13 protein-coding genes and 1 pseudogene are annotated in these 15,310 nt (G+C 63.7%); 2 read left to right on the top strand and 12 right to left on the bottom strand.

Annotation, left to right across the window (positions count from 1 at the left end):
• Window positions 1–256: 256 nt before the first annotated feature.
• A complete protein-coding gene (locus PZL22_RS00230; RefSeq protein WP_284718377.1) occupies window positions 257–967 on the bottom strand; it encodes a phosphoribosyltransferase in 711 nt (236 codons plus the stop codon).
• 151 nt (window positions 968–1,118) lie between these two features.
• On the opposite strand from PZL22_RS00230, the gene PZL22_RS00225 reads away from it, so the two are divergent.
• Window positions 1,119–2,288, top strand: a complete 1,170-nt coding sequence (locus PZL22_RS00225; protein ID WP_015008326.1) for a M20 aminoacylase family protein — start codon at window positions 1,119–1,121, stop codon at window positions 2,286–2,288.
• Between the two features lie 6 nt (window positions 2,289–2,294).
• Here the strand turns inward: PZL22_RS00225 and PZL22_RS00220 are convergent, their stop codons facing one another.
• From PZL22_RS00220 to PZL22_RS00175, 10 genes are all read right to left on the bottom strand, one after another.
• The gene (locus tag PZL22_RS00220) at window positions 2,295–4,076 is read right to left on the bottom strand and encodes an adenine deaminase (RefSeq protein ID WP_127516681.1); all 1,782 of its coding nucleotides are present in this window, start codon (window positions 4,074–4,076) and stop codon (window positions 2,295–2,297) included.
• A complete protein-coding gene (locus PZL22_RS00215; RefSeq protein ID WP_127516683.1) occupies window positions 4,073–4,996 on the bottom strand; it encodes a nucleoside hydrolase in 924 nt (307 codons plus the stop codon). Before PZL22_RS00215 ends, PZL22_RS00220 begins: the two co-directional genes overlap by 4 nt.
• 6 nt (window positions 4,997–5,002) lie before the next feature.
• Window positions 5,003–6,031: an ABC transporter ATP-binding protein gene (locus PZL22_RS00210; RefSeq protein ID WP_284718376.1), complete on the bottom strand. Its 1,029-nt coding sequence runs from the start codon at window positions 6,029–6,031 to the stop codon at window positions 5,003–5,005.
• Entirely contained in the window at window positions 6,024–6,803 is a 780-nt protein-coding gene (locus PZL22_RS00205) for an ABC transporter permease (protein WP_284718375.1), read from the bottom strand. The genes PZL22_RS00210 and PZL22_RS00205 overlap by 8 nt, the downstream gene beginning before the upstream one ends.
• Window positions 6,800–7,627: an ABC transporter permease gene (locus PZL22_RS00200; RefSeq protein ID WP_003534077.1), complete on the bottom strand. Its 828-nt coding sequence runs from the start codon at window positions 7,625–7,627 to the stop codon at window positions 6,800–6,802. Before PZL22_RS00200 ends, PZL22_RS00205 begins: the two co-directional genes overlap by 4 nt.
• Window positions 7,628–7,715: 88 nt before the next feature.
• Window positions 7,716–8,738 carry an ABC transporter substrate-binding protein gene (locus tag PZL22_RS00195; protein WP_127516689.1) on the bottom strand — a complete coding sequence of 341 codons (1,023 nt, stop codon included), beginning with the start codon at window positions 8,736–8,738 and terminating at the stop codon, window positions 7,716–7,718.
• Window positions 8,735–9,805, bottom strand: coding sequence for a LacI family DNA-binding transcriptional regulator (locus PZL22_RS00190; RefSeq protein ID WP_127615246.1), 1,071 nt, complete (start codon window positions 9,803–9,805; stop codon window positions 8,735–8,737). The genes PZL22_RS00195 and PZL22_RS00190 overlap by 4 nt, the downstream gene beginning before the upstream one ends.
• A gap of 145 nt (window positions 9,806–9,950) precedes the next feature.
• Window positions 9,951–10,700 (bottom strand): FkbM family methyltransferase, encoded by a 750-nt coding sequence (locus tag PZL22_RS00185; protein ID WP_284718374.1) that lies wholly within the window; start codon window positions 10,698–10,700, stop codon window positions 9,951–9,953.
• Between the two features lie 82 nt (window positions 10,701–10,782).
• A complete protein-coding gene (locus tag PZL22_RS00180) occupies window positions 10,783–11,247 on the bottom strand; it encodes a cyclic nucleotide-binding domain-containing protein (RefSeq protein ID WP_028005698.1) in 465 nt (154 codons plus the stop codon).
• A 96-nt stretch (window positions 11,248–11,343) separates the two neighbouring features.
• A complete protein-coding gene (locus tag PZL22_RS00175) occupies window positions 11,344–14,055 on the bottom strand; it encodes an ABC transporter ATP-binding protein (RefSeq protein ID WP_127516695.1) in 2,712 nt (903 codons plus the stop codon).
• A gap of 275 nt (window positions 14,056–14,330) precedes the next feature.
• Here PZL22_RS00175 and PZL22_RS00170 point away from each other — a divergent pair, with 275 nt between their 5' ends.
• Window positions 14,331–15,005: a class I SAM-dependent methyltransferase gene (locus PZL22_RS00170; RefSeq protein WP_164817834.1), complete on the top strand. Its 675-nt coding sequence runs from the start codon at window positions 14,331–14,333 to the stop codon at window positions 15,003–15,005.
• On the opposite strand, the pseudogene PZL22_RS00165 reads toward PZL22_RS00170, so the two are convergent.
• Window positions 14,983–15,255 (bottom strand): annotated as a pseudogene (locus PZL22_RS00165) (glycosyl transferase); the annotation flags it as partial. The gene PZL22_RS00170 and the pseudogene PZL22_RS00165 sit on opposite strands and share 23 nt — an antisense overlap.
• Window positions 15,256–15,310: the final 55 nt, after the last annotated feature.

The raw sequence follows: 15,310 nt of genomic DNA, 5'->3' as shown, positions 1-15,310 counted from the left end.
CTCGACGCAGCCGAACGACAGAGACCGGGTGTGTTGCTCCTCCAAGAGCCCGGCCATTGCAATTTGATCGCGCGCCCCGATACCTTCAGGGTGTATGATCCAGGCCGTGCGGCCTCGCCGGATGGGTCGCCATCGCAAGCACCCGATTGTGCGTTTTCGCGCGCATGACCGCTAGCCACCGATTTCGACGCCGAGCGCGAAAGACTTTCAAGTTTTCCAGCGAATTCCGGGGGCATTCCTTCGGGCGCCGGCGATGCTAGATCCGAGAATCGGACGCGGTCCAGGCACCGTCGTCGGCCCGGACGAGCATCGGCGTCGCGAAGACTCCTACAGTCCGATCCGGCCATTGCGGAGAGAGTTCGGCGAGCGGCTGGCGCCACCGTTCCGACTGCAACATGGCGGCACCGATCGCGACCGGCTCGATGCCGCAGGCCGCCATCAGCGACAGGCCGGCAAGGATCGAGGCTCCGCTCGATATCACATCGTCGATCAGCACGACTCGCCGGCCCCGCAACAGCGGCAGCATGCGGGGATCGACATAGAGCCGCTTTTTCTGACCGGGCGTCGTGATGGACGACAGGGGAACGGAGAGATCGTCGACGTACCAGAATTTTCGCGAGGTTCCGAGCGGCACATAGCGCTTGTGGCCGAGCTTGCGGGCAAGGGCTGCGGCGAGCGTCAGGCCGAGTGTCGGAAGACCCGCGACGATTTCCGGTCGGAAGGGCGCCAGTCGGGCGGCCAGTTCCTCAGCGAGCGCGTCCTCCACCTCGAAGCTCGCCTGATTGATGATCAGCGAGGCGAGCGCATGTCTGCCGTCCGGAAGCGGCCGGATCGGCAGGAGGATTTGGCGTCCGTCCGCGAGAGTGGCTGGAAAAAAGGTGCGGAAGCCGCCGTCTCCGACAAAGCTGCCGGGTGGAAAGACCTCCTGCCAGTAATCGTGCGGCTCCATCGGTTTCGTTTCAGTCATGCCTGGCGTCCATTCGACTTAGTAAAAGGTTCTGATCCCTAAGTTTTTCGTCTATACCCATTGCCGCTTCGATCAAACCGAAAGGGCACGTCCCAGCAACCAAAGCTGGGGAATTCAGGCTCTTTCCAGACTGCTCAAGGAATGCCTGCCGATGCGCGTGCCCCCCGGGATTGCCGACGATCTGACCTTTCTCACGGCCTTTCGCCGCGACCTGCACGCTCATCCCGAACTCGGTTTCGAGGAAGAGCGGACGAGCGATCTTGTGGCGAGAATCCTCGAAGAAGCAGGCCTCAGGATCCACCGCGGCCTCGGCAAGACAGGCGTCGTTGGCACGCTGCAGGTCGGCAACGGCACGCGCGCGATCGGCCTCCGCGCCGACATGGATGCGCTCGCCATGCCGGAACTCGCCGACCGGCCCTACAAATCCACGGTAGCGGGGAAGATGCATGCCTGCGGCCATGACGGCCATACGACGATGCTGCTCGGCGCGGCGCGCCACCTTGCGGCGACGCGCAACTTCTCAGGAACGGTCCATTTCATCTTCCAGCCCGCTGAGGAAGGCCGCGGCGGCGCCAGGCGCATGGTGGAGGACGGGCTTTTCGATCTTTTCCCTTGCGACGCGGTCTATGGACTGCACAACATGCCGGGGCTTGCAGTGGACGAGATGGCCGTCGTGGCGGGGCCGCAGCTTGCCTCCTCGGACAGCTGGCGCCTCACCTTCCGCGGAGTCGGGACGCACGGCGCCAAGCCGCATCTCGGCCGCGATCCGATCACGGCAGCGGGGACATTCCTCGCTTCTCTGCAAACCGTCGTCGGCCGGGTCGTCGACCCGCTGCAGCCGGCGGTCGTCAGCGCCTGCGCGCTGCAAGCAGGCGACCCCAAGGCGCTGAACGTCATTCCGGACACGGTCGAGATCGGCGGCACGGCGCGCGCCTATACGCCGCATGTGCGCGACCAGTTGGAAGAAGAGATCGGCCGGTTGGCGCTGGGGACCGCGGCGATGTACGGCATCGAGGCCGATTATCGCTTCGAGCGGCGTATTCCCCCGGTCGTCAACGATCCCGACGCGACGGCACGCGCCCTTTCGGCCGCCAGGTCCGTCTTCGGTGAGAAGACGCTGACCAACTTCCCGCCCTCGACCGCCGGCGACGACTTTGCCTTCTTCGCGCTGGAGGCGCCCGGCTGCTATGTCTGGCTCGGGAATGGTCCCGCCGTCGACGGCGCGCTGCACCATAACAGCGCCTACGACTTCAACGACGCGGCGATCGGCCCCGGGGCTGCCTTCTGGACCGCGCTGGTGGAGCAGGAACTCAAGGCCTGAAGAGCGTCAGAAGGTCTCCAGGACCGGGCTTCCCAGCAGCTTGCCGGTCGCTACGTCGGCAATGCCGCGATCCGTCTGGTGCGGCCCGGCATTACAGGCGAGCGTCGCCCCGAAGCAGGCCTTGAACACGAGATAGGGAGGCTGCCACTCTACGATTCTGCCAGCAGCCTCGCGAGTGGCCGCGAAACCCGCTGCGACCTCGGCAAGCGGCGCATCGGAGACAAGCCCGCATAGCGGCAGAGGCAGCAGCGCCTCGACCTTGCCTTCGGCAACGACCGCCATTCCGCCGCCGGCTTCGATCACCGCATTGGCCGCAACCGTCATGTCGCGCGGGCTGCTGCCGAAGACCGTCAGATTGTGGCTGTCATGCGAAACGGTTGTCGCAAAGGCGCCGCGCCACTCGCCCCAGCCTTCAAGCAAACCGACCCGCGGTCGGCTGTCGGCGCGGCCATGCCGATGGGCGACGGCAATCAGCGTCGTGCCATCAGGCGGCACCAGATATCCGTCCGAAACCTCGGCTCCCGCCTCGCCCCATCGGGTGAAGCGCGGCCGGTCGATCGTCACGACGCGGGCCGTGCTGCCCGTGGCAGCGATGCGAAAGTCGTCCTCTGTCAGCGGTTCGATCTTCATCGTGTGGCGCAGGGGCGAGACATCGGCCGCGACGGGCGCCTGAAGCATCCCGCCGCCGCTCGCCACCAGCCTGCCGTTCGCCAGCACATGGAGCGCTCGGAAATCGCGAATGTCCTCGAAGAGGACGATGTCGGCACGGCGACCCGGTGCGATCAGGCCGAGATCGGCCCTTCCGAGCCGCCGGGCGGCGTTCAGGGTTGCCGCCTGCAGCGCCCACTCGGCCTTGAGCCCGTAGCGTACGAGGCGGCGGACCACGTCGTCGAGGCCGCCGTCGCGGTGAAGATCGTCCGGGAAAACGTCGTCGGTACACAGCGTGACCGTCTGCGGCAGATGGCCCAGAGTACCGAGCGCTGTCACGAACTCGGGAAGAAGATGATCGTGCGAGCCGCGCAGCTCGATGGTCAGGCCGGCGCGAAGTTTGGCGATGAGGTCGTCACCCGAAACGAGCTCGTGATCGGAGCTGACGCCGGCCGTTACGAAGGCCTGCAGATCGGCTCCCTCCAGGCCGCGCGCATGCCCGTTGACCGGTTTGCCCGCCTTCAGTCCCGCCTCGACGATCGCAGTCATGCGCGGATCGCCGTCGATGACGCCGCGCATGTTCATGACCTCGGCGATCCCGCCGATCTCCGGCCAGGACAGCATTTCCGCAACGGCTTCGGCGTCGAAATCCGCGCCGGCGAGCTCCAGGCCGGGAGCGGAGGGCACGCAGGACGGCGCCAGCACCACGGCGCGCAAGGGTAGACCGCCCATTGCATCGACGGCCCAGCGCACGCCGGCAAGTCCACTCACATTGCCGAATTCGTGCGGGTCCCAGACGACCGTCGTCACGCCGCGCGGCACCACGGCGGCAGCGTAGACCGCGGGGGTCACCATCGAGCTTTCGACATGCATATGCGTGTCGATAAGGCCGGGCGAAAGGTAGGCTCCCGCCGCATCGATGAGCGTGTCCGCGTCGCTGCGCGACCCGGGTGCATGGACGCTCGCGATCAGGGCACCGACGATCCCGACATCCGCCGCGCGGCATTCGCCTGTCACGACATCCACGACCCTGCCGCCGGCCACGAGCACATCGAAGCGCGCATCACCGCGTGCGGCGGCAACTGCGCGCGCCCGCAAGCAGGCGTCGTCGAGGTCGGAGGGTTGCTGCAGTACCGTCATCTGGCGGCTTCCTTGGCGAGCGCACCGAGCAGGTGCCAGCGGGCACGTTCCGCGTCGACGTCCACCGCATATTGGGCGTTGAATGTCGCGTGGCTCCCCCGGGTCTCGACCACCGTCCGGCCGCGCGTCAAGGCTCCGGCAAGCTCGACATCGATGCGCGCCGGGCGAAACGACACAGCGTCTCCATCGACCAGCGCAACGGCTGCGCAGGGATCGTAGATCGCCATGCCGGTCCGTCCACGGCTCGTGCCGATCGCGACGTAGCCGGCGAGAAGATCGGCAAGCAGCGCGGCCTTTGCGCCACCTGCGGTGCGTATTGCCTCCACATCGTCCGGATAAGCGATGACCTTCCGGCAGAGGTCGAGATCGACCATCCTGAACGGCACGCCGTGGGCAAGCACGATGGCAAGCGCCTCCGGATCGGCAAAGGCGTTGAACTCGGCGGACGCCGTATGATTGCCGCTGGAAACACCGCCGCCCATCCAGGTGAGCTCGTCGATCCGCGCGGCAAGATCGGGGCGTGCCAGCGCAAGGGCAGCGATATTGGTTAGCGGCCCGAGCGCCATGATACGGTGCGGACCTTCGCCGTCCTCCAGCCAGCGGCAGAGCGCAGGGAACACATCGCTATCCGGCAGGGCGGGTGCATCGGGGAGGCTCAGCCCCGACGTCGGCATGCCGGTCTGTCCGAGGATACGCTCCGCCGTCTCGAGCTTTCCGAGCACGGGGAGCGCCCGTCCCCGATGGATCGGAAAGGTCCAGCCGAAGGCGTGCGCTGCTGCCGCGGCGTTGCGCCTCACCTGTTCGAGCGGCACATTGCCGAAGACCAGCGAGACGCCGTCGACGGCCTCACCGGCGTGAAGGACGACGAGCATCGCGGCGATGTCGTCGAAGCCCATATCGGTGTCGATCCAGATGCCCATTGCGGATCAATTGAACCTTTCCAGCTTCGCGGCCTTGTCGACCGGCAGATCGAAGGCGAGCGTGGTGCCTGCGGCATGCGCGGGCACGGCCGCATCCACTTCGGCCTTCAGCGCACCGAGCGGCGTATCGAGCAGGTATTCCCGCGTGCTGCCGGAAAAAGAGGCCCCGCGCACGGTGCCCTGGAAAGGACCTGACCCCAGGGTCACCATGCGCGGACGCCAGGCAAGCCCCGCCGCATCGTGCGGCAAAGGCCCGGGAAGCTCGATCGGGCCGTTTCCGGCGCGCAATTTGCCGTTCTCGACGGCAAAGATGTTCTCGAAGCCGACGAAATCGGCCACGAAGGCGGAGGCCGGTCGGTTATAGATCTCTTCCGGCGTGCCGATCTGCTCGATCGCGCCGTTCAGCATCACCACGATGCGGTCGGCCAGCGACAGCGCCTCGCCCTGATCATGGGTGACGAAGATCATGGTGACGCCGGTTTCCCTCTGGACCCGCTGCAGTTCCGTGCGCATCTCGAGTCTCAGACGCGCGTCGAGGTTGGAAAGCGGCTCGTCGAGAAGAAGCACCTTCGGCTCCATCACCATCGAGCGGGCAAGTGCTACGCGCTGCTGCTGACCGCCGGAAAGCTCGGCCGGCTTCCGGTCGGCAAAGCTCGTCAGTCCGACGGATTTCAGGCCGGTCCCGACGCGGGATTCGAGCTCCGCTCCGGAGAGGCCCTTCAGCCGCAGACCGAAGGCGACATTCTCGAAGACGCTGAGATGCGGGAATAGCGCATAGGACTGGAAGACAAGACCGACGGAACGCCTGTTCGCGGCAACGCGGGTAATGTCGGCGCCGTCGAGGCTGATACGGCCCGATTGCGGCTTCAGCAGGCCGGCGATGGAGCGCATCGTCGTGGTCTTGCCGCAGCCCGAAGGCCCGAGAAATGCGACCAATTCGCCTTTTCGGATCGACAGGTCGAGATCCTTCACGGCGACGGTGTCGCCATAGGCGAGCGTCAGTTTTTCGAGGCTGAGGAAGGCGGGATCAGACATAGCGGGAAAATCCTAGGAAACGCTCGGCGAGGAAGACGATGCCGATGGACATGAAGGCGAGCAGCGCCGACAGGGCCGCGACCGACGGGTCATAGGTGATCTCCATGTAGGAGAGCATGTCGATCGGGAGCGTGCGCACGCCCGGGCCGGACAGGAACAACGAAACCGGCACCTGATTGAAGCTGGTGACGAAGCCGAGAATGAAGGCGGCGAGAATGCCGCTGCGGATGTTCGGCATGACCACCCGGAAAAAGGCGCCGGAGCGTGACGAGCCGAGCAGCACCGCGGCCTCCTCGATATCGGAGCGCAGATTGTTGAGGCTCGCCGAGACGACGCGCACCGCATAGGGCAACACGAGCGCCGTGTGTGCAAGGAAGAGCGCCAGCGTGATATTGAACCCGAAGGGAACGACGAGATGTCGCAGCAGCGCCAGGCCGACGATGATGCCGGGCACGATGATCGGCAGGGAGACGACGGTGCGGACCGTTTCGCCGAAGGGCAGCCGGTAACGCGAAAGCGCGTAGGATGCCGGGATGCCGAGGGCAAGGGCGGCAGCCGTCCCGCCGATGGCAAGCAGCATCGACATGGTGAAGCTCTCGCGGAAGCTCTCGACCTCGAAGACCTTTGCGACCCATTTCAGCGAAAGGCCTTGCGGCGGAAAGGCAAGCGTTTCGCCCCCCGACAGAGATGCCGCGACGATGATGAAGAAGGGGCCGATCAGAAACGCGGTGACGAGTACGAGCACCGTTACCGGGAAAAGACGGGAATTCATCGCTTGCTCCTCGCGGTGGCGAGCCGCTTCAAGAGAAGATTGGCCGCGAAGCTCATGACGATCAGAATGAAGGCGATGACGCTTGCGGAGACGAAATCATTGGCGACGGTCACACGCTGATAAAGAAGCGTTTCCAGCATCAGAACCTTGGAGCCCCCGAGGATCGCCGGGGTGATATAGGCTGTCAGGGAGCCGGTGAAGACGAGCGTTCCGCCGATCACAAGACCTTCCCTGGTGAGCGGCAAAATGACCTTCCAGAAGACCTGAAACCAATTGGCGCCGAGTACCCGCGCGGCGGGGATCGCGTCTTTCGGCATGTTTTCGAGCGCACTGATCAGAGCCAGGATCATCAGCGGCAGAAAGAGCTGCAGGAGCCCGACGAAGACCGCCGTCTCCGTGAACAGGAAGCGCACCGGCTCGTCCGTCAGGCCGACGCTCGTCAATGCCTGGTTGACGATCCCGGTCCTCCCCAGAATGACGATCCACGCATAGGTGCGCGCAACCGGCGATATCATCAGCGGCAGCACCACGAGGCCGATCATCCGGCCCTTGCCTTTCGGCGGCAGGTTGACGATGGCGAAGGCGGCGGCATAGCCGATGACGGCAGCGACCACGGTTACCGCCGCGCCGAGCCGCAGCGTGCGCAGGAACACCGTCCGGTTGAGCGGATCGGATAGGAACCCGCTATAGGCGGATACCGACCAGCCATCGGCGTTGCGGAAGCCTTCGGCGAGCAGGATGACAACCGGCGCCAGAAAGACGACGGCGGCGAAAACGGCCGCCGGCAAGGCAAGCGCCAGCGCCTCGGCCCGGTTGTGGAACATCTCTAAGCCTTTCCGCGGCAGTGCCGCCGTTGGATACGTGGTGCGACGCCGGCAGGATCTGGCGTCGCGCAAGGCAAGAGCCAGGCTCTTACTGGCCGACCTTGGCGTTCCACTCGGAAAGCCACGCTTCCCGATTGTCGAGTGCCACTGCCGACGGGATGAGCTTCAGGTTCTTGACCGTTTCTTCGCCGTAGGTGAGGTTCTCGGCGATCTCCGGCGAGACCTTCACTTCCTTGTTGGCGGGGCTGTCGACCAGCTTTTCGGCGAGCGCCGTCTGGATTTCCGTCGACAACCAGAAGTCCATGAACTGAAGCGCGAGATCCTGGTTCTTCGAGCCCTTGGCCAGAACCATGACGTTCATGCCGCCGGTCTGGCCCTCCTTTGGGGTCGCCCACTTGATCGGCAGATCCATCTTGGTGAAGCCTTCCCAGGAGAACCGGCCGATCGGCGCCGCCCAGATTTCTTCCTGCTGCATCAACTGCACGAGCTGCGAGGATTTGACGTAGAAGGTGACGATATCGTCCTTCTTCTCGCCGACTGCGGCGATCGCGGCCTTGAGGTCCGGCGTATTCTGGCCGAGCGCTTCACCGATCATGTAGAGCGTCGGCGGACCCTGGTTGGTCGTGACGTTCGGGAGAGCCACATGGCCGGCGAGCTTGTCGCCGAGCAGATCGGCCCAGGACGTGACTTCCACCTTGTCGGAACGATAGACGATCGAGGTCGCATAGAAAGTGTAGCCGATGCTCATGCCGTCGCCGTTCGGGTCCTTGGCGATGTCGTAGAGTTTGTCGAAATTGCTGAGCTTCGAGGTATCGATCTTGTCGATCAGGCCGGAGCGTGTAGCAGATAGCGCGTCCGCCATGGAAACGACCGCCATGTCCACGACCGGGTTGGCCTTGTTGGCCTCCATCTTGGCAAGGCGCTCGACGCTGTTGCCCGTTTCGACGACGAGCTTGCAGCCGCACTTGGCTTCGAAGGGATCATAGACCAGCTCCTTGAACGCGTCCTGGGCGAAGCCGTAGACGGAGATGGTCAGGGTCTTCTCCTGAGCGGATGCGCCATGGGCGCCGATCAAGAGGAGCGCGGTCGAGGCGCTGAGGATTTTCTTCATGACTGCGGTTCTCCTTCGCTGGGTGGCTTTACGTTGGGGGCTGGCTGCACGTTGGATGGTGGCGTCGCCGTGGACTGGCGGACGACGAGTTGCATGGGCACTTTCGAAATGGTGGCGGCAACGGGCGTGCCGTGGGATGGAAATTCGGCTTCGCCGGCGCCGATCGCCTGCACCAGCGCCTCGACCGCGAGCGTCGCGATGCGCGCCATATCCATCCGAATCGTGGTCAGCGCCGGCGTCACCACCGGTGACCAGATCAGGTCGTCGAACCCGGTGACGCTCGCCTGTTCCGGGACATGGATGCCGGCCCGTTGCAGTTCCGTGAGCGCGCGCAGCGCCTGCAGGTCGGAGACGGCCGCAAAGGCCGTCACGCCTTCCGCCACCTTCCCGGCGAGCCCGAGCGAGCAGCCCTTGCCGTGTACCTGCTCCAGCCGTTCGATCCACAGCGTCTCCGCCTGCGCGCCTTCGCGCATGGCCGAGCGAAGCCCGCCGATCCGGTCGTTCTGCACGTTGGAGGCGGGATTGTTGCCCAGGATCAGCAAGCGCCTGTGACCGAGTCCGACGAGATGCTCGGCGATCTGCCTTCCGCCGTCCCAATGGTCCGCCGCCACCGTGTTGCCGGGTGTCGAGGGCGTGTCCACCACCGCGACCGGGCAACCGACATCGGCAATGCGGGTTCCCCGCCGCGGCACGATGACCATGCCGTCGACGCCCCGCTCGATGAGGCGTTCGATCGCCCTCGTCTGGACGGCGACGTCGCCGCGGGAGTCGGCGATCAGCACGCCGTAACCGGCAGAAGATGCCGCAAACTCGATCGCCTGTGCGATCTGGGGAAAGAGCGGATTGCTGATGTCAGGCAGAACCAGCCCGATGACGGCGCTCTTGCCGGTCCTGAGCGCCCTTCCCGCCTGGCTCGGAACATATCCGATCTCGGCCGCAACCGAGCGGATTTTCTCGGCAAGCTCGGCGGAAACGCGCCCTTTGCCGGAGAGCGCGTTGGAGACCGTCGCCGCGGAGACGCCAAGTGTCGTGGCTATCCTCGTCAGTTTGGGTCCGGAACGTGCCAAGGCCTTATCTTCCGCCGCTCGGATGATTAAACGATTAAGCTGCGATATATCAGCCGATCGTGCCTGTCGAATCTTTTTTGAGTCGAACCTAATGACTGGCCGCAGAGATCGCTCACCTGTGGATGAAGCGTACCCGGGCGTTGTCTCAACGCGCAACGAAGAGCAGGTCGAAGCCGCTGAGCTCGCCTTTGGAGACGGATTTGCGGATCGCTCCCCAGAGCGCCGACGGGTTCTCCAATCGAAAGCCACGCAGGCTTCGTATCAGGCGGAAGGTTGCCGCCGCGGTCCTGATTACGCGCAGAACGGCAGGCCCGGAGAGCGAAGCGGCCAGGATCTGCGGGTGCACCGCGAGCAGCACGCCGGCGGTCCTCTTCCGGTCGATCGCCCGAAACTGGTCGAGAACCTTGTATTCGTAGCCTTCGATATCGATCTTGAGGCAGAGACGTTCGGTCCTCGCCATCGCCTGAAGCTCGGGAATGGTGATCGTCTTCGCCTCGATCGACATGCCGGTGTCGTCGGCGATCAGCGCCGACGTTTCCGAACTCCCGAAGCCGCCGCCCACGGAATTGAGAACGAGACATTCGTCTTGCGAAAGAGCCGCATTGACGAGTTTCACTTCCCCGGTGTTTGCGCCTTTCATTTCGGTGAGAATGCCGAAACAGACCGGATCAGGTTCGACGACAATGACATTATCGGCAGTCTGTGCCGCCCAATAGGGCGTGACCCCGATCCAGCCCCCAATGTCGATATAGGTCGTTTTGCCGTTGACGAAGCGCGCGATGTTGCGAAAAGTACCGGGCTCCCACTGGCCGGACTGCAACCGGCTGAAGAAGCGCGCCTTTTCCGGCTTGTCTGGGAAATAAACGGTTCTCTGGAAATAGGTTATCGCGCGCATCGCGCTTCTCTAGAGCATTTTCAAGCGAAGTGGAAACCGGTTTTTCCTGGGACGCCGCGAAGGGGAAACGGGTGAACGAGGTTCAGGCCTCTGCCCTCTGGGCGCGGCTGCGCGCCTCCGTCAACTCGGAAGTCGTCTGGCTGAGACGGTCGGCCAGCACCCGCATGATCTCGACTGCCATCTCCGGGAAATCAGCCAACAGTTTGAGGAAATCATCCTTCCGGATCCGCAGAGCTTCGAGTGGGGTGGTCGTCTTGACCGTTGCCGTACGCGGCGTGTTGCAGAGGATGGCGATCTCGCCGACGATCGAATTCTGCTCCACTTCGGCGACTTTCAACTGTCCGTTCGGCGTCGAAACCAGCACATCCGCATTGCCCGAAAGGATCACATAGGCCGCGTCGCCGATATCCCCCTGATGAAACAGATCTTCTCCCCTGCTGTACATCACCCGGTCGGAGGTGAAAGCCAGAAGCTTGAGCTTGGCAGGCGGAAGTCCGGAAAACAGCGTTATCCGGCGCAGCATTTCCACTTCATCTTTTAGGAGCATAACAGTCCGGTTCTCCGAATGCGTCGCGGTTGGTGCAAACAGGTCCTATCCCGTGCCGGCGGGAACATATGCTTGCCTCCTGACAACAATATTACATCAAGATGCCAGTTCCTTGTAGTCGCTGTCTCTTGCATGCGTTTCCACCGGTTCGTCGCGCGCCAACCGCCCGTTTTCGAAATGCGCGACGCGGTCGAAGAGTTCCGCCAGGTCCTGATTGGCAAGGACCCACAATATGGCGGGCTTGCGCTCGCCGTCCCGCAAGAAGGCGAAGGCCTTGCGGGTGATCTGGTCCTGCGTGCGCTGGTCGAGCGCCAGAAGCGGCTGGTTGAACACGTAGAAATCCGAGACCCGGATCAGGGCACGCGCGAGATTGAGCTTCTGGCGCTGGCCGGACGTCAACCGCTTGCCGCCGGCGCCGACGTCGAAATCCAGCCCGAACACGAGCACCTTGTTATAGAGCCCGAGCGACTCGAACAGGTCGCGCACGATCGCACGTATCCGCTCGGAGCCATCCGTGTGCTTGTGCCCGATGCGGCCGAAGAGCACGTTGTCCAGGATTGTCGCCGAGGCCATGTAGCGGTCCGGCTGGTAATGCTCGATGATGCCGACGAGATCGGCCGGGAGGCCGTCGCTGAATTCCCGCCGCGCCTCGACGATCTTCTGCATGAGCTCGTCAGTCAGGAGACCGAAACGATGCCGCGGCTCGATATAGCCGAAGCAAAGGCGGATGATCCTGATGGCATCATCCTCGGACACCTCCTCGAGCGGCTTTCCCCTTACCTTCTGAAGAAGCGCTTCGTAGGCAGGGATTTCCTCGGCCGTCATGAAGGTGAGCTGCTGGAAGAACGGGTGGTCGGGCGGCAAATCGCGGAACAGTTCCACGACGTTCTCGGCGATTTCGAGCCCCATTTCGTAGAAGGTCTCGTGCAGGCCTGCCCGCTTCAAAACAGTCTTGAAGAAGGGATGGTTCTCGAGCGCCGTCTCCCAGCGGTTGCTGTCGGTGACCGTGCCGAAGAGCAGGTTCTCCCCGACGGTTGCCTCGACATTGTAGGAGCCCGGTTCGAAGAAGACGACGAGATCGCTGAGCTTCTCGGTCTCGAGCCGCTGGCGAAGCGCGCTGCGCATCGCCACGATCTCGCCGGCGAAAGCCTCGTGCTCGGTCGGATCGATGGTCGATCGGACAGCAAGAGCCAGGACGTCATTGCTCAAAAGAACGACGTCCAGCACGGCCCTGATCTTCGCGAAGAGGTCGTCCGGCCCGGTCGCGCCCGCGGCCTGATAATCGATCCAGTCGCTGTTCAGGTCGTAATGCGGATTGCCGGCGAGCTTCGCCTCCACAAGCTCCCACCTGCGGTGGACTTCCCTGTCGCCCTCATAGACGACCTCCGTCAACGGAGCATGCTTGAGCCCGTAGAGCAGATTGTCGCCGAGGCTGCCCTGGAAGGCGAAGACGTCGGAGGAGGCGTAGGATATTCGCCTGCCCACCACCGATTCGGGCAAATCGTGTATATCGGCGTCGCCTATGACGATCCGGCCGGTTGCGGGCCAGGTCAGCCGGCCGAAAGCCTCGGCCAGCGCCTCGCCACCCCCGGACGTGCCGCCGGTAATCGCGACCGTCTCGCCGGGCTGGATCTGCAGCGAGACATGCTCCACGACTTTCGAGCCACCGTCGTCGGCCACCGAAAGGTTGACGGCAGCCAGCGCTCCCGTCAGCGGCGTTGCCGGGTCGACGGATATCGCCTGCACCTTGGGGTCGATCAGCGGTTCGACACTGAACTGTTCGACAACCTGGGCATATTTGACCTGCACATCCTGGCGCGCCTGGTCCCAATCGATCAATTCCTTCAAGGGGCCCGGAAGATCCTTGTAGGCGCCGATGACCGCGACAAGCTGGCCGATATCGAGCCGGCCCTGAAGCGCAAAATATCCGCCGATCGAATAGAACAGGAACGGCGTCACCTGGGCCAGGAAGTTGTTCAGGAACTTGACCAGGAACTTCCACTGATAGAGGTCGTAGCGGATCTTGAATATCCGGCCGAGCCGCGCGGCAATGTCGGCCCGCTCGAAATTGGAGGTATCGTGGGCGCGGATCGTGCCGATGCCGTCGACGATCTCGCTGACGCGGCCCGACAGCTCACGCGCCGTCAACTGACGCTCGCGGCCGAGCACCAGCAGTCGCCTGCGCATGCGCGGGATAATGACCGCCTGAACGGCGACGATGGAGGCTGCGATGATGCCCAACCAGAAGCTCTGGAGGAGGATGAAGATCAGCGCCGTCAGCGCCTGCCCACCGAGAAGGGCGGGCTGCACGAAGGCGTCTCCGGTGAAGCCGCCCATCGGCTCCACCTCGTCCTTGATCATGGTCGAGATTTCGGCCGGCTTCACGCGCTTGAGATAGCCGGGGGGGAAGCGCAGGACCCGGTCGACGAGCTCGAAGCGGATTCGCCGCAGAAGCCGCTCGCCGAGCCGGCCCTTGTAGGTATTGATATAGAACTTGAAGAGCCCGTTGATGATCACGAGCAGCAGGAACACCAGGCTCAAGGCCAGCAGCATGCCTTCCCTGCCGAGATCGAAACCCGAGAAGAGGTTGACCTCACCGAAGAACGGCAGGTCGAAGGAAATCGGCAGGAACGGTTGGGTCGCCTCGGGGCCGTCGAAACCTGCACCCTGGATCGGTCCGTTGACGATCTGCTTCGGCAGATCGAAGGACAGGAAATAGGGAACCATCGACAGCGCCACGACCAGCAATATCCAGAGTTGCTGCTTGCGGGTGTGAGTCCAGATGTAGCGGGAAAGACGTGGTTCCATGTGCCGGTAAAGAGACCTATCTGAAATTCGGGATCGCACGGCTGTTCTGCCGGCGGACTACAGCGCCGCACTTGGTGCCGGTCCGCCTGATCGTCAATAGGCCTGCGCTACCTCCACGAAATCGTGACTACCCGGCATGAGAGCAGAGCGATGCGCCATGTCAAGCCTCCGACTGATATGCAGTACCGCCTCATCTACGCAGGCCTCTTGCCTCCACTCCTGCGGCCCAACTCCGGCGCCTTGCGCTCACTTGACCGTGAGCTTACAACAGCCGCATGACGCATGCCAGCCACTCTGCCCGCCTTCTCGAAGATTGGCGCGAAAACGCCCATGACCTTGCCCGGGGGCTGGCTGCCTATTCCGGCAGCAGGCTCGTCGGCGGCATAGCCAGGGTCATCGCGAAGCATCCGCAAGCCAACATTGCCAACGCCTTCAACCACAAGCAGGTCGACTGCAAGATGTGGGCCCGCGACAAGCTTTTCGAGAGCATCGGCGCAGACTGTCGTCGGATCATCGTGCTCGGCGGCTGGTACGGCGTTCTGTCGGCCATGCTGCTCGAAGATTCGCGCTTCGACATCGAATTCGCCGTGAGTTGCGACATCGATCCCGCGGTTGAGCCGGTCGCGCGCACGCTCAACGCGGCCTTCGGCGACAGATTCCATGCGATGACGGCCGATATGCACACGCTCGACTATCGCGCCCTGAATGCGGATCTGCTGATCAACACGAGCTGCGAGCATATCGCCGAACTGCGGAACTGGCTCGACCTGCTTTCGCCCGGCACGCGCGTCCTCCTGCAATCGAACGATTATTTCAGCGAACCCACCCACATAAGCTGCGTCAGGTCGCTTGAAGAATTTCAAGCGCAGGCGCGTCTCGCGCGGATCGACTTCGCGGGAGCGCTGCCGACAAAAAGATACACGCGCTTCATGCTGATCGGGTCGGTCTAAGACCTGGAGCTGGGTGAGGAAAGGACTGTCTCGACGAAAGCCGCTCGCCGATGATCCTCGCCGTCCCGGCGGCTCCGTCGAGGTCGAGCGGCGGGATGGCCGGTCTTGGCCGGGCAAGCATGAAGCTCACCTTCGCGGCCAGAAGCTCAGGCGTGATCCCCTCCTCCGGCAGCACGCCGGCGAGATCGAGCTGTTCGAGCCGTGCCGCCCGCGTGCTCTGTTCGGTCTCGCCACCCGCGGTAAAGGGCAGGGGAATCGCATATAGCGAATAAGTGGTTGTTTTGTTGCGGCAAATCGATTCATGA

The sequence above is a fragment of the Ensifer meliloti genome (assembly GCF_030064585.1).
Taxonomy (GTDB): domain Bacteria; phylum Pseudomonadota; class Alphaproteobacteria; order Rhizobiales; family Rhizobiaceae; genus Sinorhizobium; species Sinorhizobium meliloti.
The sequence above is the reverse complement of the archived record's forward strand: the minus strand, read 5'-3'. Positions and strand labels throughout refer to the sequence as shown.